24 protein-coding genes and 1 riboswitch are annotated in these 25,232 nt (G+C 72.0%); of the genes, 14 read left to right on the top strand and 10 right to left on the bottom strand.

All coding sequences use genetic code 11. From position 1 onward, the window contains the following. Nucleotides 1-129 precede the first annotated feature (129 nt). Together B4U46_RS19665 and B4U46_RS19670 are read left to right on the top strand one after the other, a co-directional pair. Nucleotides 130-657 (top strand): GlcG/HbpS family heme-binding protein, encoded by a 528-nt coding sequence (locus B4U46_RS19665; protein WP_185117209.1) that lies wholly within the window; start codon nt 130-132, stop codon nt 655-657. 20 nt (nt 658-677) lie between these two features. Then, nucleotides 678-2,093 (top strand): M1 family metallopeptidase, encoded by a 1,416-nt coding sequence (locus tag B4U46_RS19670; protein ID WP_079429040.1) that lies wholly within the window; start codon nt 678-680, stop codon nt 2,091-2,093. A gap of 64 nt (nt 2,094-2,157) precedes the next feature. Here B4U46_RS19670 and B4U46_RS19675 read toward each other — a convergent pair whose 3' ends face one another. Then, nucleotides 2,158-2,733 carry a TerD family protein gene (locus tag B4U46_RS19675; RefSeq protein WP_079429041.1) on the bottom strand — a complete coding sequence of 192 codons (576 nt, stop codon included), beginning with the start codon at nt 2,731-2,733 and terminating at the stop codon, nt 2,158-2,160. A 173-nt stretch (nt 2,734-2,906) separates the two neighbouring features. Between B4U46_RS19675 and arfB the strand changes: the two genes are divergently transcribed. After that, the gene (gene arfB, locus B4U46_RS19680) at nt 2,907-3,332 is read left to right on the top strand and encodes an alternative ribosome rescue aminoacyl-tRNA hydrolase ArfB (protein ID WP_079429042.1); all 426 of its coding nucleotides are present in this window, start codon (nt 2,907-2,909) and stop codon (nt 3,330-3,332) included. Between the two features lie 39 nt (nt 3,333-3,371). On the opposite strand, the gene B4U46_RS19685 is transcribed toward arfB, so the two are convergent. Next, on the bottom strand, nt 3,372-3,953 hold the full coding sequence (locus B4U46_RS19685; protein ID WP_079431866.1) for a flavin reductase family protein: 582 nt from the start codon (nt 3,951-3,953) through the stop codon (nt 3,372-3,374). Between the two features lie 302 nt (nt 3,954-4,255). Here B4U46_RS19685 and cdgB point away from each other — a divergent pair, with 302 nt between their 5' ends. Further along, nucleotides 4,256-5,971 carry a diguanylate cyclase CdgB gene (gene cdgB, locus B4U46_RS19690; RefSeq protein ID WP_079429043.1) on the top strand — a complete coding sequence of 572 codons (1,716 nt, stop codon included), beginning with the start codon at nt 4,256-4,258 and terminating at the stop codon, nt 5,969-5,971. Nucleotides 5,972-6,039: 68 nt separating this feature from the next. Then, a complete protein-coding gene (locus tag B4U46_RS19695) occupies nt 6,040-7,056 on the top strand; it encodes a CBM35 domain-containing protein (protein ID WP_079429044.1) in 1,017 nt (338 codons plus the stop codon). A 54-nt stretch (nt 7,057-7,110) separates the two neighbouring features. Here B4U46_RS19695 and B4U46_RS19700 read toward each other — a convergent pair whose 3' ends face one another. The 3 genes from B4U46_RS19700 to B4U46_RS19710 all read right to left on the bottom strand — a co-directional run bounded on the left by B4U46_RS19700 (nt 7,111) and on the right by B4U46_RS19710 (nt 10,252). Further along, the gene (locus tag B4U46_RS19700; RefSeq protein ID WP_079429045.1) at nt 7,111-8,037 is read right to left on the bottom strand and encodes a 1-phosphofructokinase family hexose kinase; all 927 of its coding nucleotides are present in this window, start codon (nt 8,035-8,037) and stop codon (nt 7,111-7,113) included. 104 nt (nt 8,038-8,141) lie between these two features. Beyond that, entirely contained in the window at nt 8,142-9,293 is a 1,152-nt protein-coding gene (gene nagA / locus B4U46_RS19705) for an N-acetylglucosamine-6-phosphate deacetylase (RefSeq protein WP_079429046.1), read from the bottom strand. Further along, nucleotides 9,293-10,252 carry an ROK family protein gene (locus tag B4U46_RS19710; RefSeq protein WP_079429047.1) on the bottom strand — a complete coding sequence of 320 codons (960 nt, stop codon included), beginning with the start codon at nt 10,250-10,252 and terminating at the stop codon, nt 9,293-9,295. Before B4U46_RS19710 ends, nagA begins: the two co-directional genes overlap by 1 nt. A gap of 222 nt (nt 10,253-10,474) precedes the next feature. Between B4U46_RS19710 and B4U46_RS19715 the strand changes: the two genes are divergently transcribed. The 5 genes from B4U46_RS19715 (at nt 10,475) to B4U46_RS37915 (ending at nt 15,047) form a co-directional block, all read left to right on the top strand. Then, entirely contained in the window at nt 10,475-11,779 is a 1,305-nt protein-coding gene (locus tag B4U46_RS19715) for an extracellular solute-binding protein (protein ID WP_167747599.1), read from the top strand. 205 nt (nt 11,780-11,984) lie between these two features. Further along, entirely contained in the window at nt 11,985-12,266 is a 282-nt protein-coding gene (locus B4U46_RS19720; RefSeq protein WP_079429049.1) for a DUF3263 domain-containing protein, read from the top strand. Between the two features lie 155 nt (nt 12,267-12,421). Then, nucleotides 12,422-13,276 (top strand): trehalose-phosphatase, encoded by an 855-nt coding sequence (gene otsB, locus B4U46_RS19725; protein WP_079429050.1) that lies wholly within the window; start codon nt 12,422-12,424, stop codon nt 13,274-13,276. A gap of 880 nt (nt 13,277-14,156) precedes the next feature. Next, a complete protein-coding gene (locus B4U46_RS19730; RefSeq protein WP_159402103.1) occupies nt 14,157-14,849 on the top strand; it encodes a hypothetical protein in 693 nt (230 codons plus the stop codon). Nucleotides 14,850-14,885: 36 nt separating this feature from the next. Then, nucleotides 14,886-15,047: a hypothetical protein gene (locus tag B4U46_RS37915; protein WP_162501092.1), complete on the top strand. Its 162-nt coding sequence runs from the start codon at nt 14,886-14,888 to the stop codon at nt 15,045-15,047. A gap of 690 nt (nt 15,048-15,737) precedes the next feature. Here B4U46_RS37915 and B4U46_RS19735 read toward each other — a convergent pair. Together B4U46_RS19735 and B4U46_RS19740 are read right to left on the bottom strand one after the other, a co-directional pair. Continuing rightward, on the bottom strand, nt 15,738-17,198 hold the full coding sequence (locus tag B4U46_RS19735; protein ID WP_079429052.1) for an alpha,alpha-trehalose-phosphate synthase (UDP-forming): 1,461 nt from the start codon (nt 17,196-17,198) through the stop codon (nt 15,738-15,740). Between the two features lie 105 nt (nt 17,199-17,303). Beyond that, the gene (locus B4U46_RS19740; RefSeq protein ID WP_079429053.1) at nt 17,304-18,254 is read right to left on the bottom strand and encodes a glucosyl-3-phosphoglycerate synthase; all 951 of its coding nucleotides are present in this window, start codon (nt 18,252-18,254) and stop codon (nt 17,304-17,306) included. Between the two features lie 203 nt (nt 18,255-18,457). After that, nucleotides 18,458-18,596: riboswitch (SAM riboswitch) on the top strand. On the opposite strand from B4U46_RS19740, the gene thrC reads away from it, so the two are divergent. The 4 genes from thrC (at nt 18,590) to groL (ending at nt 22,827) form a co-directional block, all read left to right on the top strand. Continuing rightward, a complete protein-coding gene (gene thrC, locus B4U46_RS19745) occupies nt 18,590-19,915 on the top strand; it encodes a threonine synthase (RefSeq protein WP_079431867.1) in 1,326 nt (441 codons plus the stop codon). It overlaps the preceding riboswitch by 7 nt. A gap of 36 nt (nt 19,916-19,951) precedes the next feature. Then, nucleotides 19,952-20,230 carry a ubiquitin-like small modifier protein 1 gene (locus B4U46_RS19750; RefSeq protein WP_045950714.1) on the top strand — a complete coding sequence of 93 codons (279 nt, stop codon included), beginning with the start codon at nt 19,952-19,954 and terminating at the stop codon, nt 20,228-20,230. A gap of 393 nt (nt 20,231-20,623) precedes the next feature. Continuing rightward, on the top strand, nt 20,624-20,830 hold the full coding sequence (locus B4U46_RS19755; protein ID WP_008743607.1) for a cold-shock protein: 207 nt from the start codon (nt 20,624-20,626) through the stop codon (nt 20,828-20,830). Between the two features lie 377 nt (nt 20,831-21,207). Then, the gene (gene groL, locus B4U46_RS19760; RefSeq protein WP_045950713.1) at nt 21,208-22,827 is read left to right on the top strand and encodes a chaperonin GroEL; all 1,620 of its coding nucleotides are present in this window, start codon (nt 21,208-21,210) and stop codon (nt 22,825-22,827) included. A 78-nt stretch (nt 22,828-22,905) separates the two neighbouring features. Here the strand turns inward: groL and B4U46_RS40355 are convergent, their stop codons facing one another. The 3 genes from B4U46_RS40355 to B4U46_RS19775 all read right to left on the bottom strand — a co-directional run bounded on the left by B4U46_RS40355 (nt 22,906) and on the right by B4U46_RS19775 (nt 25,201). Then, nucleotides 22,906-23,157, bottom strand: a complete 252-nt coding sequence (locus tag B4U46_RS40355; protein WP_335755401.1) for a Uma2 family endonuclease — start codon at nt 23,155-23,157, stop codon at nt 22,906-22,908. 210 nt (nt 23,158-23,367) lie between these two features. After that, the gene (locus B4U46_RS19770; protein ID WP_079429054.1) at nt 23,368-24,375 is read right to left on the bottom strand and encodes a hypothetical protein; all 1,008 of its coding nucleotides are present in this window, start codon (nt 24,373-24,375) and stop codon (nt 23,368-23,370) included. A gap of 253 nt (nt 24,376-24,628) precedes the next feature. Then, nucleotides 24,629-25,201, bottom strand: a complete 573-nt coding sequence (locus B4U46_RS19775) for a Uma2 family endonuclease (RefSeq protein WP_100864151.1) — start codon at nt 25,199-25,201, stop codon at nt 24,629-24,631. Between the last annotated feature and the right edge of the window lie 31 nt (nt 25,202-25,232).

Consider the following 25,232-nt stretch of genomic DNA (forward strand, 5'->3'; position numbering starts at 1 on the left):
CGCATCGGCCGATCGGATGACCCCCGGGTCAGCCGGTGGGGTCGTCGGGGCGAGCCGGTACGGGGACGGGGCGGGGTGGGGGTGGCGGTGATGGTTGGAGGGAGCCAGTCGAGACCACCAGGAGCAGAGATGAACACCCGTACCCGCGTCCTCACCGGTACCGCCCTCGCCGTCGTTCTCGGCGCCGGGACCTTCGGGGCCGTCAGCGCGAGCGCCACCCCTGCCAAGAAGGACGAGGTCAAGAGCGGCAACTTCACCACCTCGACCCACCTGACCGTCGACGCCGCCACTCGTGCCGCGCAGGCCGCGCTCACGGCCGCCGAGAAGGAGAACCAGAAGGTCACGGTCGCGGTGGTGGACCGCAACGGCAACACGATCGTCACCCTGCGCGGTGACGGCGCGGGCCCGCAGTCGTACGAGTCCGCCCAGCGCAAGGCCTACACCGCCGTGTCCTGGAACGCTCCGACCTCGGTGCTGGCCGGCCGGCTCGCGCAGGCCCCGAACCTGAAGGACATCCCGGGCACCCTGTTCCTCGCCGGTGCCGCCCCGGTGCAGGCCGACGGTGCGCCCGTCGCCGGGATCGGCGTGGCCGGTGCGCCGAGCGGTGACCTGGACGAGAAGTTCGCCAAGGCCGGTGTCGAGGCCCTGGGCAAGTAAGCCCACTTAGGATCGGGCGTGTGGAACTCCGCGCGCTCACCCGTCTCGCCGCCCCCGCCCTCGCCGTCCTGATCGCCCTCTGCGCGGGGTGTACGGGGGCGACGGTGCAGGGGCGGCCCGGCGCGTCGGGGCTGCGGGATCCGTACTTCCCCCGGGCGGGCAACGGCGGGTACCAGGTCGAGCACTACGCGCTGGACCTGGCGTACGACCCGGCCGACGGGGAGCTGCGCGGTACGGCGGTGGTCACGGCGCGGGCCGAGCAGGGGCTCAGTTCGTTCAACCTCGATTTCAGCGGGCTGAAGGTCGAGGCCGTGGACGTGCAGGGTGTGGCGGCGCGCTACAACCGAACCGGCAGCGAGTTGACGGTGCGTCCGGCGAAGGACGTGCGCAAGGGCGAGGTGTTCCGGACGAAGGTGGAGTACGGCGGCCGGCCGAAGCCGCTGGTCGATCCGGACGGGTCCAAGGAGGGCTGGATCAGCACCGGGGGCGGTACCGCGGTCGGTGTGGGGGAGCCGGTGGGGTCGATGGGCTGGTTCCCCGGCAACCACCATCCCAGTGACAAGGCCGCGTACGACGTCACGGTGACGGTTCCGGCGGGGTACGAGGCGGTGTCGAACGGGGAGTTGCTTTCCCGGCGGGACGTGGGGGGCGGGCGGACCGCGTTCGCGTGGCGGAGTGCGGAGCCGATGGCGAGCTATCTGGCGACGGTCGCCGTGGGGAAGTTCAAGGTGACCACGGGGCGGACCGCTTCGGGGGTGTCCGTGTACCAGGCCGTGTCGCCGGGGGAGGAAGAGGCGTCCCGTGCGGTGCTGGCGCGGGTGCCGGAGATGGTGGAGTGGGGGAGTGCCACGTTCGGGCCGTATCCGTTCGGGACGGTGGGTTCGATCGTGATGCCCGCGCGGTCGCTGGGGTACGCGCTGGAGACGCAGACCAAGCCGGTCTACCCGGGTGCGCCCGACGAGGAGCTGGTGCTGCACGAGCTGGCGCACCAGTGGTTCGGGGATTCGGTGTCGCCGAGGTCCTGGAAGGACATGTGGCTGAACGAGGGGTTCGCCACGTACGCGGAGTGGTTGTGGGCGGAGTCCCACGGGGGTGTGAGCGCGCAGCGGCGGTTCGAGGCGTTCCTGGCCGGTGACACGTCCGTGGACGGCCATGCCGGTGTCGACTGGGCGGCTTTCCCGCCGGCTTCGCCGCCCGGCGCCGAGCACATTTCCGATGATCCGGTCTATTACCGGGGTGCGATGGTGTTGCACCGGATCCGGCAGGAGGTGGGGGACGAGAAGTTCTTCGACCTGTTGCGGGGGTGGGCCGCCGATCACCGGTACGGGAACGCGAGCACGGCCGATTTCACCGCGTACGCGCAGCGGCGTACGGGGGCGGACTTGAAGAGGGTGTGGGACGTGTGGCTCTACGGGGACGCGCGGCCCAAGGCGTAGCGGTGGCGTCGGCGGGCGCGGACCCTTCCCGGGGACGGTGGGGAAGGGGCCGCGCCGTGCCCGGTCAGACGTTGACGCCGAAGTCCTGGGCGATGCCGGTGAGGCCGGAGGCGTAGCCCTGGCCGACGGCGCGGAACTTCCACTCGGCGCCGTTGCGGTAGAGCTCGCCGAAGACCATGGCGGTCTCGGTGGCGGCGTCCTCGGAGAGGTCGTAGCGGGCGATCTCGGCGCCGCCGGCCTGGTTGACGACGCGGATGTACGCGTTGCGCACCTGGCCGAAGTTCTGGCTGCGGGAGTCGGCGTCGTAGATGGAGACCGGGAAGACGATCTTGTCTACGCCGGCCGGCAGTCCGGCCAGGTTGACCTTGATGGACTCGTCGTCGCCGGAGCCCTCGCCGGTGCGGTTGTCACCGGTGTGGACGATGGTCTGGTCCGGGGTGGACTTGTTGTTGAAGAAGACGAAGTGGCCGTCGGAGACGACCTTGCCCGTGGCGTCGACCGCGATGGCCGAGGCGTCGAGGTCGAAGTCGACACCGGTCGTCGTACGGACGTCCCAGCCGAGGCCGACCGTGACGGCGCTGAGGCCGGGGGCCTCCTTCGAGAGCGAGATGTTGCCGCCCTTGGACAGGCTTACTGCCATGTGACTGGTGTCCTTCCTCGTCATTCCGGGTGCTCGGTCCCGATGTGGGGTCAAGCTACCGCTGCCCTTCATAACGCGGGGAGGGGGCGTGGAGGTTCCAGGGGGTTCCGCGGGGGCGGCCGGGGCGGGAAATGAGGGTGACGGGGGCGGGGCGGGGGCGGATCATAGGGGGCATGCCTGGTCCCTATGTCATCCGCGGTGCGGTCGTGCTCCCCGAGGCGGAGCTCGCCTGGCGGTTCTCGCGTTCCTCCGGGCCGGGCGGACAGCACGTGAACACCTCGGACTCGCGGGTGGAGCTGCTGTTCGACGTGGCCGCGACGACGGCGCTGCCGCAGGTGTGGAAGGAGCGGGCGCTGGAGCGGCTCGCCGGGCGGCTGGTGGACGGGGTGCTGACGGTACGGGCGTCCGAGCACCGGTCGCAGTACCGCAACCGGGAGATGGCGCTGGTGCGGATGGCGGCGGTGCTGGCGGAGGCGACGGCGGCCCCGCCGAAGGTCCGGCGGCCGACGAGGATCCCGCGCGGGATCAACGAGCGGCGGCTGCGGGAGAAGAAGGCGCGCGGGGAGACGAAGCGGGGGCGCAGCGCGCGGGACTGGTAGGTCCCGCGGCCCGTTCCGGCCGGGTGCCGTTCCGCCGGTCTACGGCAGCAGGTGGCGGTAGCGGCCGCGGAAGTAGGTGAGGGGCTGGGCGTCCGGTGACGGGAACGAGGCCGTCAGGACGTGGCCGATGACCAGCGTGTGGTCGCCCGCCGGGACCCGGGACCGCGTACGGCACTCCAGGGTGGCCAGGGCGCCCGAGAGCAGCGGGGCCCCCGAGGCGGCGCCGCGTTCGTAGGGGAGGTCGGCGAAGAGGAGCCGGTCGCTGATCCGGCCCTTCATCGAGAAGCGGCTCGCGACCTGGAGCTGGTTGTCCGCGAGCACGGACACCGCCCACAGGGGCTGCTCCGCCAGCAGGTCGTCCATCCGGGAGCCCTCGCGGACGCTGACCAGGACCAGTGGCGGGTCCAGGGACACCGACATGAAGGCGGTGGCGGTCATGCCGACGTCCTCGCCGCGCGGCCCGTCGGCGGTCAGGGGCGGTTCGTGGGCGGTGATCAGGCACACGCCCGCTGCCAGCCGGGACATGGCGGCGCGGAACTCGTCGTTGCTCACCCCCTCAGGATGGGGGGAGAGGGGCGCGGCGGGGGAGTAGGGCTGGATTGCGGGGGTCGTCTTCGGCACGTACCGCACGCTAGTGCGGCCCCCGTGCGCCGCACATCGGACGCTGGTCCGAGCCGTGTCCCCGCCGTAGGGCCTAGGCCGGGCGTATCGTTTGCGCGTGGGAAGGCGGGGGAAGGTCTCTCGTCCTCAACGTGCCTACGCCACCGCACTATTCATCTCATGTGACTTGAGTCACAGAGGGCAAGATTTGTTGACCCTGTGTACCTGCCGCACAGCTCACTGTGATTCAGTGGACGGGACACCGCAACGAAACGCCGATGACAAACCTGGAGTTGCTGTCGAGGTCTCGGGGAGAGCGAGCAATGGAGACCGAGTCGGAGCCGTACGTCCGTCTTGCGACCCTGCGGCAGCTGCACCAGGCGGTGGCCGAGCTCAACACGGCCCGGAGCCTGGCGGACACTCTGCAGACCGTCGTGGACGGCATCGTGCGCGGCCTCGGCTACGAGCTCGCCTGCGTCAACCTCGTACGCCCCGACGGCGATCTGGTCGTCGCCGCCTTCGCCGGTGACCCCGCCGCCGAAGCCCTGATCACCGGCCGCGTCGGCTCCCGCGCCGCCTGGGAGCGCCGCCTGACCATGGGCGAGGCCTGGGACGGCCTGCGCTTCATCCCGCACACCGAGGGCTGGGTCCTGCTGGAGGACGACGTACCCCAGTGGCACACGGACGGACCCGATCCGCGCTTCGAGGACGAGTGGCACCCCGAGGACCGGCTCTACGCCCCCATGTATGCGACGGGCGGGGAACTCCTCGGTGTCATTTCGGTGGACAGGCCGCGCAACGGCCGCCGCCCCGGCGCCTGGGGCCGCGAGGCGCTCCAGATGTACGCCTTCCAGGCGGCCATTGCGATCAGCAACGCGCGCCTGCGCGCGAACATGCAGCGGGCCCTGGTCCGGCTGGAGCGCGAACAGCAGGCGCTGCGGGCCAGCGAAGAGTCGTTCCGGCAGGCCTTCGAGTACGCCCCGAGCGGCATGGCCATCGCCGAGATGGGCGGCGACCAGCACGGCCGGCTGCTGCGCACCAACGACGCCCTGTGCCGGCTGCTCGGGCGGCCCGCCTCCGTGCTGCGGCGCTACTCCTTCTCCGACCTCGTCCACCCCGAGGACATCGGGACCCTGCTGCGCACCTCGGCCGAGGGCGGCCGGGCCGAGCTGCGGCTGGGGCGGCGCGACGGCACGTACGTGTGGGTGAGCCTGCGCAACTCCGTCGTCGCCGACGCCGCCGACGGGCCCAGGTTCCTCCTGACGCACGTCGAGGACATCGAGGAGCGCAAACGGCACGAGCTCCAGCTCGCGCACCGCGCCAGCCACGACTCCCTCACCGGCCTGCCCAACAGCGCCGAGCTGCGCGCCCGCCTCGGCGCCCGGCTGTGCCGGCGGCCCCAGTCGGTGCGGGCCGGCGCCGTGGAAGCGCTCGATGCGGCCTTCGAGGGCCGGCCGGAGGGCGTCGGCACCGGCGAGCACGGCTACGGCGGCTTCGCCGCGCCCGCCGCGGGACCGGGACCGGGCGCGGAGGGCTTCGACTTCCCCGGCGACTTCCCCGGCGGCTTCCCCGGGCAGCCCGAGGGCCCGTACGACCACCACGTGCACACCGTGGCGCCCGCCTCGGAAACCGACGACGGCACCAAGGGGCTCGCGGTGCTCTTCTGCGACCTCGACGGCTTCAAGTCGATCAACGACCGCTTCGGACACCACACGGGCGACGCCGTCCTGATCGAGGTGGCCCGCCGGCTGACCACGGGAGTCCGGGACGGGGACACGGTCGCCCGCCTCGGCGGGGACGAGTTCGTCGTCCTCGCCGACGGCCTCGGCGCGGCCGACGCGGCCGATCTCGCCGTACGGCTGCGCAACGCGATCATCCCGCCGATCCGGGTGGACGGGCGGGCCGTGCGCGTCGGGGCGAGTTTCGGCATCGGCTGGGCCAGCTGCGGGATGTCGGCGGACGAGGTGCTGCGCTCCGCCGACCAGCGGATGTACATCGAGAAGAGGTCCCGCTCCAAGGCCCACCGCCGGGCCGGGTGATCGGATCGGCCACCCGTGGGCGCACGTGTTCGGGGTAGGCTCCCGTGGGTCGAAAGGAGTGACCTGCGATGACGACGCCCGCGAACAACGGCCCGCACGGTGGGGCGAACCAGCCCGAGGACGACGACCCGTTCGGCTACCTCTACGCGGACGGCCAGGCCGCCGGAGCCACCCCGCCCGGTCAGGGCGGCGGATACGGCTACCCCGGTCCCGCGGTCGGAGGGCAGCCCGGCGTGCAGCCCGGGGTCCCCCGCACCTCGTACAACCAGGTGCGCACGGTCGGCGAGCGGACCTACGGCGGCCAGCGCGGCGCCGTCCCCCAGCAGCAGCCCCCGCAGGCCTACCAGGCCCAGTACCAGGCCCCCGAGGCCCTTCAGGCCGGCGGCTACGGGGTCCCGCAGCAGCCGGCCCCGCAGACCCGCCAGACGGCCCCGGCCGGCGGCCGCGGCCGCGGGGGCGGCGGCTCCAGCCGCAAGGGCGTGCTGATCGCGGCGGTCGCCGTGGTGGCGGCGGTGGCGATCGGCATCGGCGCGGCCCTGGTCTTCGGCAACAAGGACGACGACAAGAACAAGAACCAGGCCTCCTCCCAGTCCCCGGGACCGGCCCAGCCGAAGGGCAACCAGCCCTCGGACGACACGAGCGCCTCACCGCAGCCGTCGAAGACCCCGCTCCCCAAGGGCGAGGCCGCCGGCGCCGGCATGGCCCTCACCGGTGGCGCGACCCTGCAGAACACGGTGCAGGGCGCCAAGAGCTCCGGCGGTCAGTACGTCGGCAACTTCAACCAGGTCGGGGCCGCGCTGACCTGGACGCTGGACGTGCCCACGGCGGGCCAGTACAAGCTGAAGATCAGCTACGCGGTGCCGGGCAAGCCCGCGAGCACGACGCTGACCGTCAACGGCGAGCAGCAGACCCGCCCGATAAACATGAACAACTTCTCCAACGCCAAGCCGGGCGAGTGGGACAAGTGGACCTATACCCACTCCAACGTGGACATGAAGAAAGGCACGAACACCGTCAAGATCTCCTGCGAGACGGGCAACCAGTGCGACATCATCATCGATCAGCTCTGGCTGGAGCCGCTGTAACCGCCGGCTCGCAGCACGGCTCCCGGCCCGGCTTCCGGCGCGGCTCGGCCCGGCTCAGCCCGGCTGGCAGGGCGTGACCTTCACCGACCCCCGTACCTCCGCGTAGGTGCGGGGGTCGAACTCTCCCGCCGTCGGGGCGTGGACGGTCGCCGTCGCCAGCGCCACCGCGCGGGTCAGCCGGTCCGGCCAGGGCAGGTCCTCCGTCAGGGCCGACAGCAGGCCCGCCACCGCCGAGTCGCCCGCTCCCGTCGGGTTGCCGCGCAGGGTGCGGGGCGGGGTGGCCTGCCAGGTGCCCTCGGGGGTGGCGGCCAGCAGGCCCTCGGGGCCCAGGGAGGTGACCACCGCGTGGGCGCCCCGGCGGCGGGCGTCGCGGGTGGCGGGGAGCGGGTCGCGCGAGCCCGTCAGCTCGGCGAGTTCCGCCGCGTTCGGCTTGATGATCTCCGGCCGGGCCGCGACCCCGCGGCGCAGGGCCTCGCCGCTGGTGTCGAGGAGCACGGGGGCGCCGGCCGCGCGGGCCGCCCGTACCAGGACCGCGTAGGCGCCGACCGGCACGCCCGGCGGCAGGCTGCCGCACAGGGCCACCGCGCGGGCCCCGGCGGCGAGTTCGGTGTAGCGGGCGAGGAAGGCCGACCACTCGGCGGCCGAGATCTGCGGGCCCGGCTCGTTGAACTGGGTGGTGTCGCCCGTGCTTTCGTCGACGACCGCCAGGGTGCGGCGGGTGGGGCCGGCGCAGGGGACCAGGGCGTCCACCACGCCGGCGGATCCGGCGAGGAGGTCCCGTACGACCGCGCCCGCCGGGCCGCCCGCGAAGCCCGTCGCCGTCACCTCGTGGCCGAGCGCGGCGAGCACCCGGGCCACGTTCAGGCCCTTGCCGCCCGCGCGTTCGGTGACGGCGGTGACGCGGTGGGAGGTGTGCGGCAGCAGTCGCGGCACCCGGTGGGTGACGTCGAGCGCGGTGTTGAGCGTCACGGTGAGGATCATGGCCAGCCCCGGTCTTGGTGTGTGCCGGGATCATGCCAAATGGAGGGCGGCCAGCCCAGTCCTCCGGGCCGGACGCCCCGCTTTGCCCTGGCCGAAAGGCCGGTTCAGCCCAGCGGGCTGACGATCCATTCGCCCCTCCGCATGACGCCCTTGACGTCGAACTGCGCATTCAGGACCACCAGGTCGGCGTACTTGCCGGGCTCCAGCGAGCCCACCTCGCCGTAGAGGCCCAGCAGCTTCGCCGGGTTGGCGGAGATGGCCTGCACCACGGACTCGACGGGCAGCCGGTCGACCGTCACCGACCGCTTGAAGGCGGTGTCGAGGGTGAGGGTCGAGCCCGCGATGGAGCCGCCCTCCACGAGCCGGGCGACGCCCTCGCGGACCTCCACCTCCAGCGGGCCCAGGTGGTAGGTGCCGTCCCCGAACCCGGCCGCGTCCATCGCGTCGGTGATCAGGGCCACGCGGTCGGCGCCCGCGTGGTGGAAGGCCAGCTCCAGCATCGCCGGGTGCAGGTGGGTGCCGTCGTTGATCAGCTCGACGGTGACCCGCTCGTCCTCCAGCAGCGCCGCGATCGGACCCGGGGCGCGGTGTTCCAGGCCGGGCATCGCGTTGTACAGGTGGGTGGCGACGGTCGCGCCCGCCTCGATGGCCTGGACGGTCTGGTCGTAGGTGGAGTCCGTGTGGCCGATCGCCGCGATCACGCCGTGCTCGGCGAGCAGGCGCACGGAGTCCAGGCCGCCCGGCAGCTCCGTGGCGAGGGTGACCATGCGTGCGGCGCCGTGCGCGGCGTCGATCAGCTTGCGGACCTCCGCCGGGTCGGGGTCGCGCAGCAGGTCCTCCTTGTGCGCGCCCTTGCGGCACGGGTTGATGAACGGGCCCTCGAAGTGGACGCCCGCGATCTCGCCCTGCTGGGTCAGCTCGGCGAGCAGCGCCGCCCGGCGGGCCAGCTCGTCGAGGTCGCCGGTGACGGTGGAGGCGACGAGGGTGGTGGTGCCGTGCTCGCGGTGGGTCCGCACGCCGGTGAGGACCTCCTCGGCGGTGCCGGAGGTGAAGGAGGCGCCGCCGCCGCCGTGGTTGTGCATGTCCACGAAGCCGGGGACGATCCAGTGCCCCGGGAGGTCCACGAGTGCGGCGTCCTCGTGGGCGCTGCCCGCGATCCGGGCGCCCTCGACGATGACGCGGCCGCCCGCCACGATCCCGGTGGGCAGCACCACCCTGGCGCCGGAGAGAACGGTGCTCTGTGCGCGTCCGGACATCAGGCAGGTACCTCCGTGGCGAGTAGGTCCCAGGCGAGGAGCCCTGCGCCCAGGCATCCGGCGGTGTCCCCGAGGGCGGCCGGAACGATCTCGGGCAGCCGCTGGAACGTCACGCGTTCCCCGACGGCCGTCCGCAGTGGTGTGAACAGGGTTTCCCCGGCCTCGGCGAGCCCGCCGCCGATGATCAGCGTGCTCGGGTCCAGCAGCGTGATCGCGGTGACCAGGCCGTCGGCGAGCGCGCCGATCGCGGCCTGCCAGACCTCCCCGGCACGGGGGTCGCCCGACTCCACGGCCTTGGCGCAGTCGGCGGCGTCGGCCCCGGGGTCGCCGGAGGCGGCCGCCCAGGCGCGCGAGACGGCGGAGGCGGAGGCCAGGGTCTCCAGGCAGCCGTGCTGGCCGCAGCCGCAGGCGGGGCCGCCGGGGCGGACCACGATGTGGCCGATCTCCCCGGCGTAGCCGTGGGCGCCGGCCTCGATGCGGCCCGCGATGCCGATGGCTCCGGCGATGCCGGTGCCGAGGGGGACGAACAGGAAGCGGTCGGCGCCCCGGCCGGCGCCGATGCGGCCCTCGGCGAGCCCGCCCGTGCGCACGTCGTGGCCCAGGGCCACGGGGATGCCGCCGAGACGTGCGCCGAGCAGGTCGCGCAGGGGTACGTCGCGCCAGCCCAGGTTCGCCGCGTACACGGCCATGCCGCGCTCGGAGTCGACGATGCCCGGCACGGCGACCCCGGCGGCCGAGGCGGGCGCGCCGAAGCGGTCCCGGCCGAGGTCGTGGAGCTCGGCGGCGAAGTCCAGGATCGTCTCGACGACGGCTTCGGCGCCCCGCTCGCGGCCGGTGGCGCGGCGCGCCTCGTGCAGCAGGGTGCCTCCCCCAGCTACCGCTGGGTGGTGCCCCCAGTCGGCGATGAGGGCGGCCTTCATCCCGGTGCCGCCCACATCGAGGGCGATGACGTGTTTCACGGGTTTCACAGAAGACAGTCTCGCGTGCTCGAAGGGGAAAGGTCTAGTCCATTGGGTGGGATTGTTGAGCGGCCATACAAATCCGGAAGGCCTGTTCGGGCCGCGCCCGGAGACGGTTTGGAAACAGTCCGCGCGCGAGGCCTCCGCCGGATGTGGAAGAGCCGCCAAAGTGGTGTAGACCTTACGTGGATCGTACGTACAACCTGGGGTGGATCGAGAACTGTGAAGGGCCGTTACCTGAGGCTGGCCGCGTCCGGCGCCGCACTGTGGCTGACCGGCGTGACACTGACCGGCTGTGGAGCCGTGCCGGGCCTCTCCGGGGACAACGAGGTGACCCTCCGGGTCGTGGCGGCCGACTACGGCGACAATCCGCAGAACTCCTCCGCCGGCTACTGGAAGAACCTCGCCACCGCCTTCGAGAAGGACAACCCCGGCGTCAAGGTCGAGGTCAGCGTCTACTCGTGGTCGGAGGTCGACGCCAAGGTCGCCGCGATGGTCAAGGCCGGCAAGGCCCCCGACATCGCCCAGATCGGCGCCTACGCCGACTACGCCGAGGCCGGCAAGCTCTACACCGCCGACGAACTGCTGTCCGTCAAGACCGAGGCCGACTTCCTGGCCCCGCTCGCCGACGCCGGCAAGGTCCGCCGCGTCCAGTACGGCATGCCCTTCGTCGCCAGCACGCGGCTGCTCTTCTACAACACCAAGCTCTTCGGCGACGCCGGGATCATCCCCAAGGACGGCTCCACCCCCTGGCAGCCCAAGAGCTGGGCGGACGTCGAGGCCGCGGCCAAGAAGCTCAAGGGCACGGGCGTCCCCACCCCCTTCGCCCTGCCGCTGGGCCGCGAGGAGGCCCAGGCCGAGACGATGATGTGGCTGCTCTCGGGCGGTGGCGGCTACACCGACAACGAAGAGGCCTACGCGATCGACTCCGCGGAGAACGTCAAGACCTTCGAGTTCCTCCGCGACCGCATGGTCGGCCAGGGCCTCACCGGCCCCGTCGACCCCGGCAAGCTCGACCGCCAGGCCGCCTTCGACGCCTTCACGCGCGGCGAGGCCGGCATGCTCAACGGCCACCCGACGCTGCTGAAGCAGGCGGCCGGCAAGGGCGTGAAGTTCGGCATGGTCGCCATGCCGACCATCGACGGCACCGACCACTCCACGATGGGCGTCGCGGACTGGGTCATGGCCTTCAAGAACGGCCACAAGAAGGAGGCCGGCAAGTTCCTCGACCAGCTGTACGCGGCGAAGAACGTGACCACCTTCACCAACCAGTACGACCTCCTGCCCGTCACCACCAGCGGCTACCGCGCGATGGAGTCGGCGCCCGGCGGATCGGCCACCCAGCTGCGCACCTTCCTCACCGCCCTGCCGACCTCGCGGCTCTACCCGGTGGGCAAGAAGTCCTGGGCCGGGGTCAGCGAGGACATCAAGCAGAACATCGGCAAGGCGGTCCAGCCGGGCGGCCAGCCGGCGAAGATCCTGGAACGGATCGCGGACTCGGCGCGCAAGGCGGACGGGGAGAAGTAGCCCGACCGCCGGGGCCTGCCCGCCCCCGCGCGGCGCTCCTGGGGCCCCGCCCCCCCGCCCCCCGTTCTCCCGGCCTCGCCTGGGGGTACCACCCAGCGGCGGCTGGGGGAGGAACGGTGGAAGGGCGGGAGGGGCAGCCCCGTGCAGCGGCACACCCCCCCGCACCGGCGCGGGCGCTGTCGGCGGGGCCCGTTAGTGTGGCCGTATGACAGACGGCGGCCAGGCGGGTGAGACGGGCACGGCGGCGGAGCAGACGGCCGAGGGCCGCCTGACCGACGCCGAGGCGGCCGTGCTCGCGTACGAGGGCCGCAGCTGGCCCGGCCCCGGGGCCAAGGAGCGCGCGATACGGGAGGGGCTGGGGCTCACCCCGGTGCGGTACTACCAGCTGCTCAACGCCCTCATGGACGACCCCCGCGCCCTCGCCCACGCCCCCGGCACCGTCAACCGCCTCCGCCGCATCCGCGAGGCCCAGCGGGCCCGGCGGTAGGGCGGGCCGGACCGGGCCGGGGCCCCTGCCGTTCACTACCGGGTTCTGGCGCGGGATCGGGTGCGGGATCGGGCGCGGGTTCCGGCGCGGGACAGGGCTGGATCGTGGCTGGAGGGTCTGGGCGGGGTCCCGGCCGCCCCGGTAGGGTCGTGGCCATGGGGAGCCATCCGCACCAACCGCCGATGCCCGTGCCCGCCACCGCCGCCGGACGCGAGGGACTCGAAGCCCTCCTCCGTACACCCCGCAGAGCCGTCATCGCCCTCGACTTCGACGGCACCCTCGCCGACATCGTCCCCGACCCCGACCAGGCCCGCGCCCACGCCGACGCCGTGCCGGCGCTCGCCGCACTCGCCCCTCGGGTGGAGGCCGTGGCCGTGGTCACCGGCCGGCCCGCGGGGGTGGCCGTCCGCTACGGAGGCTTCGCCGGGGTGCCCGGGCTGGAGCACCTGGTCGTCCTCGGCCACTACGGCGCCGAACGCTGGGACGCCGTCACCGGCGTCGTGCACGCCCCCGCCGAACACCCCGGCGTGGCGGCGGTACGGGCCGAGCTGCCCGGCTTCCTCGACGCCATCGGGGCGTGGCGGGGGACCTGGATCGAGGAGAAGGGCCAGGCCCTGGCCGTCCACACCCGCCGGGCGGAAGACCCCGAGGCGGCGTTCCAGGCCCTGCGCGAACCCCTCGCGGAGCTCGCGGCCCGCCACGGCCTGATCGTCGAGCCGGGGCGCGCCGTCCTGGAACTGCGCCCGCCGGGGATGGACAAGGGCGTCGCCCTGACCGAGTTCCTTCAGGAGCGGGACGCGGGGCCGGTCCTGTACGCGGGGGACGACCTGGGCGACCTCGCGGCGTACTCGGCGGTCGAGAAGCGCCGGGCGGAAGGCCTCCCGGGCCTCCTGGTGTGCAGCGGCTCGGCGGAAGTCCCGGAACTCGCGGCCCGCGCCGACCTCGTCCTCCCGGGCCCGGCCGCGGTAGCGGCGTTCCTGGCCCAGCTGGCGGGGGCGCTGAGGGGGTAGGCCTCGGGGCCCGGGCCCGCCATCTCCCCCTCGAGGGGCCGGGGCCGGGCGGGTGTTTGCCCACCCGCCTCCCCGGATGCGGGTGAGTGGGTTGGCGGCGGTCTCCCGCCGGGCGGGAGCGAGCCGCTGAACGGTACCGGTGACCGTCGGGGTCCGAGCCGGCCGGTCTCAGAGATGCCTTGGGGCTTTCCCGTCAGTCCCACTGTCCTTCCGGTTCGGGCCGCCCTGTCAAGGGCGCTCCCTTCGGTCGCGTCGCTTCGCGATCGCCTACGGCGACCCTTGACAGCCCGTCCCGCCCCGGAAAGACAAGGACTGCCGGGAAACCCCCAAAAGGACGGCACGGTCGTACCTTGACCATCCGGCTCCCTCAGCGACCAGCCGGGGGGCCGGGGGCCGCCTCGCCGAGCATCCGGGCCGACGAGGCAGTGCCTCGGGGCCTCTCTCCGCGACAGATCGCTACGCGCTCCTCCCGTTTCAGCGTCCGCCGCCCGCCTGTGCCCGCTGCCCGCACCAAAAGCCGACGGAAGCGGCGTCCGGGGCCAGTGGGCGCGACAAATCGCTACGCGCTCCTCTGATTTCGGCGTCCGGCGACCGCCTGGGGCTGGTACCCGCACCGGATGCCGACGGAATCGGCATCCGAAGCCGCCAAGCGCACCAGATCGCTACGCGCTTCTCTCTTGTCGGCGTCCGGCGGCCGCCATGGGCTGATACCTGCACCAAATGACGACCGGAGGAGCATCCGGGCCGTCGGGCGCGGCAGATCGCTACGCGCTCCTCATATCTCAGCGTCCGCGGCCCGTGGGGGGCCCGACGGGGGATGCCTTAGTGTTCGGCCATGTCCATGCCGTCTTCCTCGGATGCCGCGGTTCCCTCGGGGTCCGTGGATCAGTCTCGTTCGAACAGCACGCAGACAGAGCCGCACACCCAGAGCGGCCCCGGCGGCCGCCGGACCGGGAGGGTGATCGGGATCGTCGCCGTCTCGGTTGCCGGGCTCCTGCTCGCGGGCTTCGGGGTGCGCCAACTCGCCTCCAGCGGGCTCCCCGACGCCACCCACCGGCTCACGCTGCCCGAGACCGTGGGCGACGGCACCTACGAGCTGTCCAAGGACCTGTCGCAGACCGAGAGAGCCGACGCGCTCGGCCGCGCGCTCTCCGCCGGTTCGCGCACCCCCCAGGCGGTCATCGCCCAGTACGCGAGCGTGTCCTCGGAAGCACCGAGTGTCCTTGCCCTTTCCGGGGCGTACGGGCAGTTCGCCAACCCCGCGAAGATCCGCCAGAGCATGATGGACGGTGGCGCGCGCGCAGCGAACGCCACCGCGACGGTGGTCCAGCCGGAGGACATCACCCCGGCCGGCTCCGACACGACCGTGACCTGCCAAGCCGTCAAGATTCTCAGCACGACGGCCGTCTGGACCGTTCAGCCCATGTGCGCATGGGCGGACGGGAACACGGTGGCCCTGGTGACGGTGCTCACCGCGGAAACTCCGGAGCCGACCCCGGAGAACGTCGACCTCGGCCGTCTCGCCGCCCTGACGGTCAAGGTGCGGACGGAGGCCCGTCAACCGATCGGCTGACGACCATCCGGCCGGTCCGTCGAGTTGGCTCGGGTGGTGCGGGCGAACGTTTCCGACACCGGAGCCGGGTACTGGATGGAACTGGCATACATCCGTGCCGCGTCCGGCCGGGAGTTCACCACGGCCGTCGCCCACGTCCAGCCCGCCTATGACCAGCCCAAGACGGCCGCCGGACGCCGAGACCTGGGCAGCGCGTAGCGATCTGTCGCGCCCGGCGGTCCCGAATGCCCCTCCGGTCGTCATTTGGTGCGGGTACCAGCCCAGGGCGGTCGTCGGACGCCGAAATCAGAGGAGCACGTAGCGATCTGTCGCGCCTCCCGGCCCCGGATGCCGATTCCGTCGTCCTTTCCTGCGGGCAGCGGCCCCGGACGGGCTGCGGACGCTGAGAAATGAGGAGCGCGTAGCGATCTGTCGCGGGCGGCGGCCCCGAGGCACTGCCTCGTCGGCCCGGATGCTCGGCGAGGCGGCCCCCGGCCCCCCGCCTGGTCGCTGAGGGAGCCGGATGTCTCAGGTACGACCGTGCCGTCCTTTTGGGGGTTTCCCGGCAGTCCTTGTCTTTCCGGGGCGGGTCGTGCTGTCAAGGGTCGCCGCAGGCGATCGCGAAGCGACGCGACGAAGGAGCGCCCTTGACAGGGCGGCCCGGACCGGAAGGACAGTGGGACTGACGGGAAAGCCCCAACCCTTCTCTGAGACCGCCGAGTGAGGTCCCGCCCCCACCGGTACCGGCCGGCTGCCCGCTCCCGTCCAGCGGGGCCCCGCCCCCCACCCACCGTCCCGCACCCGGGGAGGCGGGTGGGCAAGCGCCGCCCGGCCCCCACCCCTCGAGGGGGAGATGGCGGGCGCGGGCCGTGAGCCGTGCGGGTGGGGCCCGGGGGAGTGCGACGGGCGTCAGCCCCCCAACGCCTCCAGCTGGGTCGTGAACCATGCCGCCGGGGGGAGGGACGTGGCGGCTGCTGCCAGGCGTTTCGTGCGTTCCGTGCGTTCCGCCTCCGGCATCGTCAGGGCCGCGTGCAGGGCTTCGGCCGTCGCCGTGACGTCGTACGGGTTGACCGTCAGGGCGTCCTGGCGGAGTTCCTCGTACGCCCCCGCCCCCGTCGACAGGACCAGGACGCAGCCCGCCTCCGAGACCACCGGGATCTCCTTGGCGACCAGGTTCATGCCGTCCCGCACCGGGTTGATCAGGGCCACGTCCGCCATCCGGTACGCCGCCAGGGAGCGGGCGAAGTCGTCCTGGACGGAGAGCAGCACCGGCTCCCAGTCCTCCGTCCCGAACTCGGCGTTGATCTCCGCCGCCAGGGACGCGACCGCCGCCGTGTAGTTCCGGTAGACCTCCAGGTCCTGGCGGGAGGGGTAGGCGGAGGCCAGGTGGACGACGCGGCCCCGCCACTCGGGGTGGGCGGTCAGCAGCTCCCGGTAGGCGAGGAGCCCGCGCAGGACGTTCTTCGACAGCTCGGTGCGGTCCACCCGGACGATCGTCTTGCGGTCCCCGACCTCCGCGCGCAGCGCGGCCAGCTTGTCGTCGACCTCCGGCCGGTGGGCCAGGGCCCTCAGGTCGTCGCCGTCGACGCCGAGCGGGTACTGGCCGACGCCGGTGAAGCGCATCTCCCCGAACAGGCCCTCCTCCGTCAGCCTGCGGTGGTGCACCCCGCCCTGGTGCCCCTCGCGGGGGACGAAGCCCTCCGCGACGCCGTGCACGTCGTCCATGGTGGCTCCGCTGATGAACGCGGCGGCCCATCCGGCGGTGTGGAAGCCGAGCTGGTCGGCGCCGAGCATGCCCCACACCAGCCGGCTGCGGATGTCGTCCGGGAGCATGTGCAGGACGTCCGGCGAGGCCCACGGGGTGTGCGTGAAGTGCGCGATCCGCAGGTCGGGGCGCAGCTCCCGGAGCGCTCCCGGGACCAGGGCCAGGTGGTAGTCCTGGACGAGGACGCGGGCGCCCTCGGCGGCCTCCTCGGCCAGGGCTTCGGCGAAGGCCTGGTTGTAGGCGGTGTACGAGTCCCAGCGCCGCCGGAACTCCGCGTCGAAGACGGGCTCGCGGGGGACGTCGTAGAGGTGGTGGTGGGTGAACCAGAGCACCGAGTTCGCGATGCCGTTGTACGCGTCGTCGTACACCGCGCGGTCGATGTCCAGCATGCGCACGCCGTGCTCGGAGACCCCCCGCCGGACCGCTTCGCGGTCGGCCTCGGAGAGGGCGGCGCAGATCCACAGGGCCTCCGGCTGCGCCGCGAGGGCCGCGGACAGGCCGGAGACGAGACCGCCCCCGCCGCGCCGGGCGCTGAGGGCGCCGTCGGCGGCGAGGGCGTACGAGAGCGGGCCGCGGTTGGCGGCGACGAGTACCTGAGAAGCCATGCCGCGAACCTAGCCCGGCACCCGCTCGCTCAAACGTCCGGGAAATGACCGGTTCGTCACCTACCGGATGGAGGGCCGCCCGCCCCCCGCCCGGGCCGTCCCGCCTCAGGCCACGCGGCGGACCGCGTACTCCTCGATCTCCCGCATCGGCGGCCGTTCCTCCGTGTCCACGGGGTAGGTGCGCGGAACGAACCCGTCCGGCCCCCTCTCGAACTGGATGAGCTCCGGACGCACGAGGTGCCCGCGCGAGAGCCGCAGCTGCGCGGTGCGGTAGATCGCCGCGGCCATCCGGCCCAGTGCCTGCCCGCTCTGGTGCTTGTGCAGCCGGACCCCGACGTCCACCTGGGCCATCGCGTCCAGTCCGACGGTGTGCAGCGCGTCGACGAGCAGGCCGAGCTCGACGCCGTAGCCGACGGGGAAGGGGAGACGTTCCAGCAGGGAGCGGCGTACGGCGTACTCGCCGCCCAGGGGCTGGACGAAGCCGGCCAGCTGCGGCCAGTGGAGGTTCAGGAGCGGGCGTGCCACCAGCTCGGTCACCCGGCCGCCCTGGCCGGGAGCGTCCCCGAGGGGGCGGTCGTACATCGCCTTGACGAACTGCACCTGCGGGTCGGTGAGCAGCGGGCCGACGATGCCGGAGACGAAGGCGGACGAGAAGTCGCGCAGGTCGGCGTCGACGAAGCAGACGATCTCGCCGGTGGTGGCCAGCAGCGAGCGCCACAGCACCTCGCCCTTGCCGCGCACGGCGGGCAGGCGCGGCAGGATCTCGTCCCGGTGCACCACCCGGGCGCCGGCCTTGGCCGCGATCTCGGCGGTCCGGTCGGCCGACCCGGAGTCGACCACGACCAGCTCGTCCACCAGCGGCACCGGCAGGCCCTCGATCAGGTCGCGCCGGATCACCTCGACGATCTCCCCGACCGTGGCCTCCTCGTCGAGGGCCGGCAGCACCACGCTCACGGTGGTCCCGGCCGCCCGTTTGCGCTCGAGGAGCTGGTCGAGCGGTCGGTCGGCGGCGGACCAGGAGCGGTCGGCCAGCCAGCGCTCCACCTCATCCAGCACTCTCAGCACTCCCTGGCTACTCGGAGGCGGCATCAGACCCGGCGGTTTTCGGCCGAATCGTGATCCATCTCGCGGTTCGGACGGCTGTCTCAACCCACCGCCCCTTCGGTTACAGTCTTGAACAACGCGAAGGTCCACCGCATGCCGGGGGCCTCGCGACAAACGCACCGGCGCGCCTGAGAGCGCGTGTGCCGGTGCCATACCGCTCATCCAGAGGGGCAGAGGGACACGGCCCGTTGAAGCCCCGGCAACCCTCCAGTCGGTTCTCGCTCGCGCGGGGCCCCGGCTAGGGAAGGTGCCAATTCCGTCTCATGGCGAAGTGCGCCATGGGGAAGATGAGGAGAAAGGGCCTCGCCATCATGGCTGCACAGACTGCCGCTACCTCTGCCGCTCCCGGCTCCCACTCTGCCGGGTCCGTCGATCTGGGCCCCGCCACCGGTCTTTCCTGTCGTGAGTGCGGCACCCGTTTCGAGCTCGGCCCCATTTTCGCCTGCGTCGAGTGCTTCGGTCCGCTGGAGGTGGCCTACGAGCTGCCCGCCGGTGACCCGGAGGCCCTGCGCGCGGCGATCGAGGCCGGCCCGAACAACATCTGGCGGTACGCGCCGCTGCTGCCCGTCCCCGCGGACGTGGCCTCCAAGCCGAGCCTGAACCCGGGCTTCACCAAGCTCGTGGACGCGCAGAACCTGGCCAAGGAGCTGGGCGTCACCGGCAAGCTCTACGTCAAGGACGACTCCGGCAACCCGACGCACTCCTTCAAGGACCGCGTCGTCGCCATCGCCGTCGAGGCCGCCCGCGCCTTCGGCTACACCACCCTCTCCTGCTCCTCCACGGGCAACCTGGCCGGCGCCGTCGGCGCCGCGGCCGCCCGCGCCGGCTTCCGCTCCTGCGTGTTCATCCCGCACGACCTGGAGCAGGGCAAGGTCGTCATGGCCGGTGTCTACGGTGGCGACCTGGTCGGCATCGAGGGCAACTACGACGACGTGAACCGCTTCTGCTCCGAGCTCATCGGTGACCCGCTGGGCGAGGGCTGGGGCTTCGTCAACGTCAACCTGCGCCCCTACTACGGCGAGGGCTCCAAGACCCTGGCGTACGAGATCTGCGAGCAGCTCGGCTGGCAGCTGCCCGACCAGATCGTCATCCCGATCGCGTCCGGCTCGCAGCTGACGAAGATCGACAAGGGGCTGCAGGAACTGGTCAAGCTCGGGCTGGTCGAGGACAAGCCGTACAAGATCTTCGGCGCCCAGGCAGAGGGCTGCTCGCCGGTGTCCACGGCCTTCAAGGCCGGCCACGACGTGGTGCGCCCGCAGAAGCCGAACACGATCGCCAAGTCCCTGGCCATCGGCAACCCGGCGGACGGCCCGTACGTGCTCGACATCGCGCGCCGCACCGGCGGCTTCGTCGAGGACGTCAACGACGAGCAGGTCGTCGAGGCGATCCGGATCCTGGCGCAGACCGAGGGCATCTTCGCCGAGACCGCGGGCGGCGTGACCGTCGGCGTGACGAAGAAGCTCATCGAGAACGGGGTCCTCGACCCCTCGCTGACCACCGTGGTCCTCAACACCGGTGACGGCCTCAAGACCCTGGAGGCGGTGTCCGGCAGCGGCCAGACCGCCACCATCCGCCCGAGCCTGGACGCGTTCCGCGCCGCCGGCCTGGCCTGACCCTTCCCTCGCACTACACGGAAAGGCGGTAGCGCCATGAGCGTCAACGTCCGCATCCCCACCATCCTGCGCACCTACACCGGTGGCGCCGCCGAGGTCCCGGCCGAGGGCGCGACCCTGGCCGAGGTGATCGACTCCCTGGAGGCGAACCACCCGGGCATCGCCGCGCGCGTCCTGGACGACCAGGGCAAGCTGCGCCGCTTCGTGAACGTGTACGTCAACGACGACGACGTGCGCTTCGAGGGCGGCCTGCAGACGGCGACGCCGGACGGCGCCGGCGTGTCGATCATCCCGGCCGTCGCGGGCGGCTGCTGAGCCGTCTGACGCCCCACGGAATCAGAATTGCCCCCTCCGCTAAAAGCGGAGGGGGCAATTCTGCTTGATTGGGCGCGGTAGAGTTGGGGAAGTCCCCTCCGTTGTTCTTGCCCGCCGCATATGAGCGGGCCGCGAGAGGGTTGACATTGAGTCAACATGCGCGTGCCTTTTGGGGCATTGGTGCGGCTTGTCTGGCCCGACTTGCCCGGGAATAGGCCAAATTTTCAGTCCATTTCCACGTTTGCGCGTGTCCAGATTTCTCGTCGGAATGACCTGTTGCAGACAGCAGCGGTGCAGATACATTCAGCCCCGGTCGAGGCGTTCCGGCGCAAGTTCTGACCCGGGTCCGCGAAGTGCGGACCTGCGCAAGGGCCAGTAATAGGGGAGTTAGGCATGGCTCAGGGCACCGTCAAGTGGTTCAACGCGGAGAAGGGCTACGGCTTCATCGCGGTCGACGGTGGTGCGGATGTGTTCGTCCACTACAGCGCCATCCAGATGGACGGGTACCGCACCCTTGAAGAGGGTCAGCGGGTCGAGTTCGAGATCTCGCAGGGCCAGAAGGGTCCGCAGGCTGACATGGTCAAGCTCGCGGCCGGCTGAGTCGAAGCGCGATCGGCCACCGACGCACGCACCAACACGTGAGGGGCCCACATCCCGGACGGGATGCGGGCCCCTCACGTATGTGCGGCATGCCGGCGCGGCGCGGCGCGACGCGCGCGCCGGCCCGGCGTGCGCCCGGCATGTCTCGAAGCCGCTTGCACTCGTGGGGGCCGAGTGCTAATCATTGGCGTTAGCACTCTCCGGGTGAGAGTGCTACAAGACGAGGACCGGGTCGGTGAGGCCCGCAGGGTCCGGCGGGAAGGAACCGCCGGGCCGGCAGGCCGTCCGTCGCGGGCGCGGGCGCGGTCCGGAGCAATCCACCCTCCCCTGACGTCTGGCGGCGTAGGGGGAACCCCAGTCCTGGAGGACCACTTCAGATGGCCAAGATCATTTCGTTCAACGAGGAGGCCCGGCGCGGTCTCGAGCGTGGCATGAACCAGCTCGCCGACGCCGTCAAGGTCACCCTTGGCCCCAAGGGTCGCAACGTCGTCCTTGAGAAGAAGTGGGGTGCACCCACGATCACCAACGACGGCGTCTCCATCGCCAAGGAGATCGAGCTCGAGGACCCGTACGAGAAGATCGGCGCCGAGCTGGTCAAGGAAGTCGCCAAGAAGACGGACGACGTCGCCGGCGACGGTACGACCACCGCCACCGTCCTCGCCCAGGCGCTCGTCCGCGAGGGTCTGCGCAACGTGGCCGCCGGCGCCAACCCGATGGCCCTCAAGCGTGGTATCGAGAAGGCCGTCGAGGCCGTCTCCGCCGCCCTGCTCGCCCAGGCCAAGGATGTCGAGACCAAGGAGCAGATCGCTTCCACGGCCTCCATCTCCGCCGCCGACACCCAGATCGGCGAGCTCATCGCCGAGGCCATGGACAAGGTCGGCAAGGAAGGCGTCATCACCGTCGAGGAGTCCCAGACCTTCGGTCTGGAGCTGGAGCTCACCGAGGGCATGCGCTTCGACAAGGGCTACATCTCGGCGTACTTCGCCACCGACATGGAGCGTATGGAGGCGTCCCTCGACGACCCGTACATCCTGATCGTCAACTCCAAGATCGGCTCGGTCAAGGACCTGCTGCCGCTCCTGGAGAAGGTCATGCAGTCCGGCAAGCCGCTGCTGATCATCGCCGAGGACGTCGAGGGCGAGGCCCTGTCGACCCTGGTCGTCAACAAGATCCGCGGCACCTTCAAGTCCGTTGCCGTCAAGGCCCCGGGCTTCGGCGACCGCCGCAAGGCCATGCTCGGCGACATCGCCATCCTCACGGGCGGCACGGTCATCTCCGAGGAGGTCGGCCTCAAGCTGGAGAACGCCGGTCTCGACCTGCTCGGCCGCGCCCGCAAGGTCGTCATCACCAAGGACGAGACCACCATCGTCGACGGTGCCGGTGACAGCGACCAGGTCCAGGGCCGCGTCAACCAGATCCGCGCCGAGATCGAGAACTCCGACTCGGACTACGACCGCGAGAAGCTCCAGGAGCGCCTCGCGAAGCTGGCCGGCGGCGTGGCCGTCATCAAGGCCGGTGCCGCGACCGAGGTCGAGCTCAAGGAGCGCAAGCACCGCATCGAGGACGCCGTGCGCAACGCGAAGGCGGCCGTCGAAGAGGGCATCGTCGCCGGCGGTGGCGTGGCCCTGCTCCAGGCCTCCTCGGTCTTCGAGAAGCTGGAGCTCACCGGTGACGAGGCGACCGGCGCCAACGCCGTGAAGCTCGCGCTGGAGGCCCCGCTGAAGCAGATCGCCGTCAACGGTGGTCTCGAGGGCGGCGTCGTCGTGGAGAAGGTGCGCAACCTGGCCGTCGGCCACGGTCTGAACGCCGCCACGGGCGAGTACGTCGACATGATCGCCGAGGGCATCATCGACCCGGCGAAGGTCACGCGCTCCGCGCTGCAGAACGCCGCGTCCATCGCCGCGCTCTTCCTGACCACCGAGGCCGTCATCGCCGACAAGCCGGAGAAGGCCGCCGCCGCTCCGGGCGGCATGCCGGGCGGTGACATGGACTTCTGATCGGCCCCCGGCTGATCGGCTGTTCTCGAACGAGGGCGGCACCCCTTCCTTGCGGAGGGGGTGCCGCCCTCGGGCGTTTCAGTGGGCGTAGTCCTTGAGCTTCTCGGTGTCCAACGTGATCCCCACGGGGGCGGGCAGCGTGACCGTCTTTCCGTGGGCATAGGACACGGACCGCCGGTACATGCCGTCCTCGGGGTCGCTGTGGACGGTGAGCATGTCCTCGTCCCGGTCGATGACCAGGTACACGGGGATGCCCACCTGGGCGTACGCGGCGCGTTCGTCGCGCCGGTCACGCCGGTCGGCGTCGGGGTGGAAGGACGTGACCTCCACGACCATCAGGGTCCCGGCGGGATCCGCCCACTTGCCGCCCTGGGCGGCGTAGTGGTCGTACTTCGAGCGTGACCGTCTCGGGTGCGCGGCGGGCCAGCGTCTCGAAGTCCTTCAGCGACATCTGGGCGTGTGCGGCGGTGCGGGGGGTCATGGCGTCGCCTCCTCGACACCATGGTGCCCGGGTTCGGCGCCGTCGGAGCGGGGGACTGGTCATCGGCGGTTCCCTTCGCGGATACGGGCCGCGTGGGCGCGGACCTCGGCCGGGGTGAGGGTCGGGGTGAAGACGGGCGGGCGGGGGCCTTGCGGGCGGCAGGCGCGGCAGCGGCCTTCGGCGAAGGCGCCGGGCGGGCCGGGCGCGCGGCATTCGGCGCACTCGGCGCGGACCGGGGGTGCGGGGGCCGCTGCCGGGGCCGGGCCGGGTGGTGCGGCGGGGAGTTTGGACTCCAGGCGCTTGCGGACCAGGGCCGCCGGGTGGTGGACCACGGGCGGCAGCCCGGCGGTGAGGGCGAGCCGGATGCGGTCGGGGGTGACGCCCCGGGCCAGCCAGGGCACGAGGAGCGGGGCGAGGGCCGTGCAGTCGGCCTTGGAGAGCGCGAGGGCGGGGGCGGTGCGGCCGAGCGAGGCGAGGATGCCGTACGCGTCTTGCCCGGCGGGGGCGAGGGCCGGTGGCGGGTCGCTCGGCGGGGTCGGGGCCGGGGCCTGGGCCTGTGGCGTCGGCCGGGGTGGGGGTACCCGTGGGGCGGGCGCCGATGGCGGTGGCGGGGCCTGTGTTGTCGGCGGGGACGGGGGCGGGGCCGGGGCCGGGGGTACCTGTGGGGGTGGTGGTGGGGCGGTGGGTGCGGGGGAATCCCTCTGGGTGAACCGGGCCCACCAGGCGCCGTCGCGGGGGGTGCGGGAGAAGAAGGTGCGGGTGACCCACCGGGTGGCCTCGCCGGGCAGCCGCTGGCGTACGCGGTGCAGGTGCCCGGCGGTGGCCAGCCGGTTGAGGGCGGTGCGCAGTGCGCACTGGCCCCACAGGGGCAGGACGGCCGCGAGGGTCTTCACGCTGATGTCGGCGCCGTCCGGCAGGCGGTCGAGGTACCCGGCGACGGCCGCCTCCCGGGCCGGGAGGTGCGCGAAGTCGCGGGCGGTACGGGGCGCTTGCTCCGGTGCGGCGATTTTGCCGTAGCCGGGCTTGGCGAGGGGGTGCGGGGCAGCACTAAGGTGGCTGTCATCCATGGGATCGACCTTTTCTCGATCTCGATGGTCAGGCCCTCGTGTGGTGTTGGCGCACCAGCGGGGGCCGTTTTCGTTTCCAGCCGCAAGGTAGGGCCTGATGGCCCTGTGTGGCAAGCCGGTCACGGATCGTCATCCGGCCTGGTATGGGAGCCGGTTGGGAGGGTGGTGGGTGGTGGTGGGCTCCGCCCACCACCCATTCCACAGACAAAGCGCTCGGACTCTCGCGGCTTGAGCCTCGGGCGTTTCGGCGACCTCAGAAACCGGTGGTGTCGAGGGAAAAGTCGAACGGTTCCGGGATGGGCAAGGCCTCGCCGAAGGCGACGGTCTTGCGGGACCGGTAGCCCTGCGGGGAGGGGTCGGAGAAGCAGGTGATCTCCGAGTCCTGCATGTCGACCACCAGGTAGACGGGGACGATCCGGCCGTACACGTCCAGCTTCTCCTTCCAGTCGGCGTCCCTGGTCGAAACTGACGTGAATTCGCCGACGAGCGAGAGGGCCCCTCCGTCCGCATGGCGGCCTTCCTCGTCGAAGGCCGACTCGTCCGTGACGAACAGGTCGGGCCCGTAGGCGCGCTTGGCCGCCGGAAACCGGAAAAGGAAGGGGGCGATGTCCGCGACGTGCCCCTCAGGGGCATGAGCCTGCAGCTGCTCGCGCAGCGCACGCATGCAACGGTAGTAGCGGAGCCGCGAAAACGGTGACACGACGATCTTCCCCCGGATGAGCTCGGCCTTGAAGCCGTCTGGCGTGTCCATCTCCGCAACGGCGCGCAGGAGCGTCTCGAACGTTGGCAGCGCCGCATGTTCTATCGGTGTGGCCCGCTCGGTCATGATCGTCACCGTCGTCCTCCGCGTGGCGTGC

Origin of the sequence: Streptomyces katrae, from assembly GCF_002028425.1 — a bacterium.
GTDB lineage: Bacteria > Actinomycetota > Actinomycetes > Streptomycetales > Streptomycetaceae > Streptomyces > Streptomyces katrae_A.

Excerpts from the sequence above, each read along its gene's own strand:
- B4U46_RS19665 (WP_185117209.1), top strand. The coding sequence starts at position 130 with ATGAACACCCGTACCCGCGTCCTCACCGGTACCGCCCTCGCCGTCGTT.
- B4U46_RS19675 (WP_079429041.1), bottom strand. The coding sequence starts at position 2,733 with ATGGCAGTAAGCCTGTCCAAGGGCGGCAACATCTCGCTCTCGAAGGAG.
- arfB (WP_079429042.1), top strand. The coding sequence starts at position 2,907 with ATGCCTGGTCCCTATGTCATCCGCGGTGCGGTCGTGCTCCCCGAGGCG.
- cdgB (WP_079429043.1), top strand. The coding sequence starts at position 4,256 with ATGGAGACCGAGTCGGAGCCGTACGTCCGTCTTGCGACCCTGCGGCAG.
- B4U46_RS19695 (WP_079429044.1), top strand. The coding sequence starts at position 6,040 with ATGACGACGCCCGCGAACAACGGCCCGCACGGTGGGGCGAACCAGCCC.
- B4U46_RS19700 (WP_079429045.1), bottom strand. The coding sequence starts at position 8,037 with ATGATCCTCACCGTGACGCTCAACACCGCGCTCGACGTCACCCACCGG.
- nagA (WP_079429046.1), bottom strand. The coding sequence starts at position 9,293 with ATGTCCGGACGCGCACAGAGCACCGTTCTCTCCGGCGCCAGGGTGGTG.
- B4U46_RS19720 (WP_079429049.1), top strand. The coding sequence starts at position 11,985 with ATGACAGACGGCGGCCAGGCGGGTGAGACGGGCACGGCGGCGGAGCAG.
- otsB (WP_079429050.1), top strand. The coding sequence starts at position 12,422 with ATGGGGAGCCATCCGCACCAACCGCCGATGCCCGTGCCCGCCACCGCC.
- B4U46_RS19735 (WP_079429052.1), bottom strand. The coding sequence starts at position 17,198 with ATGGCTTCTCAGGTACTCGTCGCCGCCAACCGCGGCCCGCTCTCGTAC.
- thrC (WP_079431867.1), top strand. The coding sequence starts at position 18,590 with ATGAGGAGAAAGGGCCTCGCCATCATGGCTGCACAGACTGCCGCTACC.
- B4U46_RS19750 (WP_045950714.1), top strand. The coding sequence starts at position 19,952 with ATGAGCGTCAACGTCCGCATCCCCACCATCCTGCGCACCTACACCGGT.
- B4U46_RS19755 (WP_008743607.1), top strand. The coding sequence starts at position 20,624 with ATGGCTCAGGGCACCGTCAAGTGGTTCAACGCGGAGAAGGGCTACGGC.
- groL (WP_045950713.1), top strand. The coding sequence starts at position 21,208 with ATGGCCAAGATCATTTCGTTCAACGAGGAGGCCCGGCGCGGTCTCGAG.
- B4U46_RS19770 (WP_079429054.1), bottom strand. The coding sequence starts at position 24,375 with ATGGATGACAGCCACCTTAGTGCTGCCCCGCACCCCCTCGCCAAGCCC.
- B4U46_RS19775 (WP_100864151.1), bottom strand. The coding sequence starts at position 25,201 with ATGACCGAGCGGGCCACACCGATAGAACATGCGGCGCTGCCAACGTTC.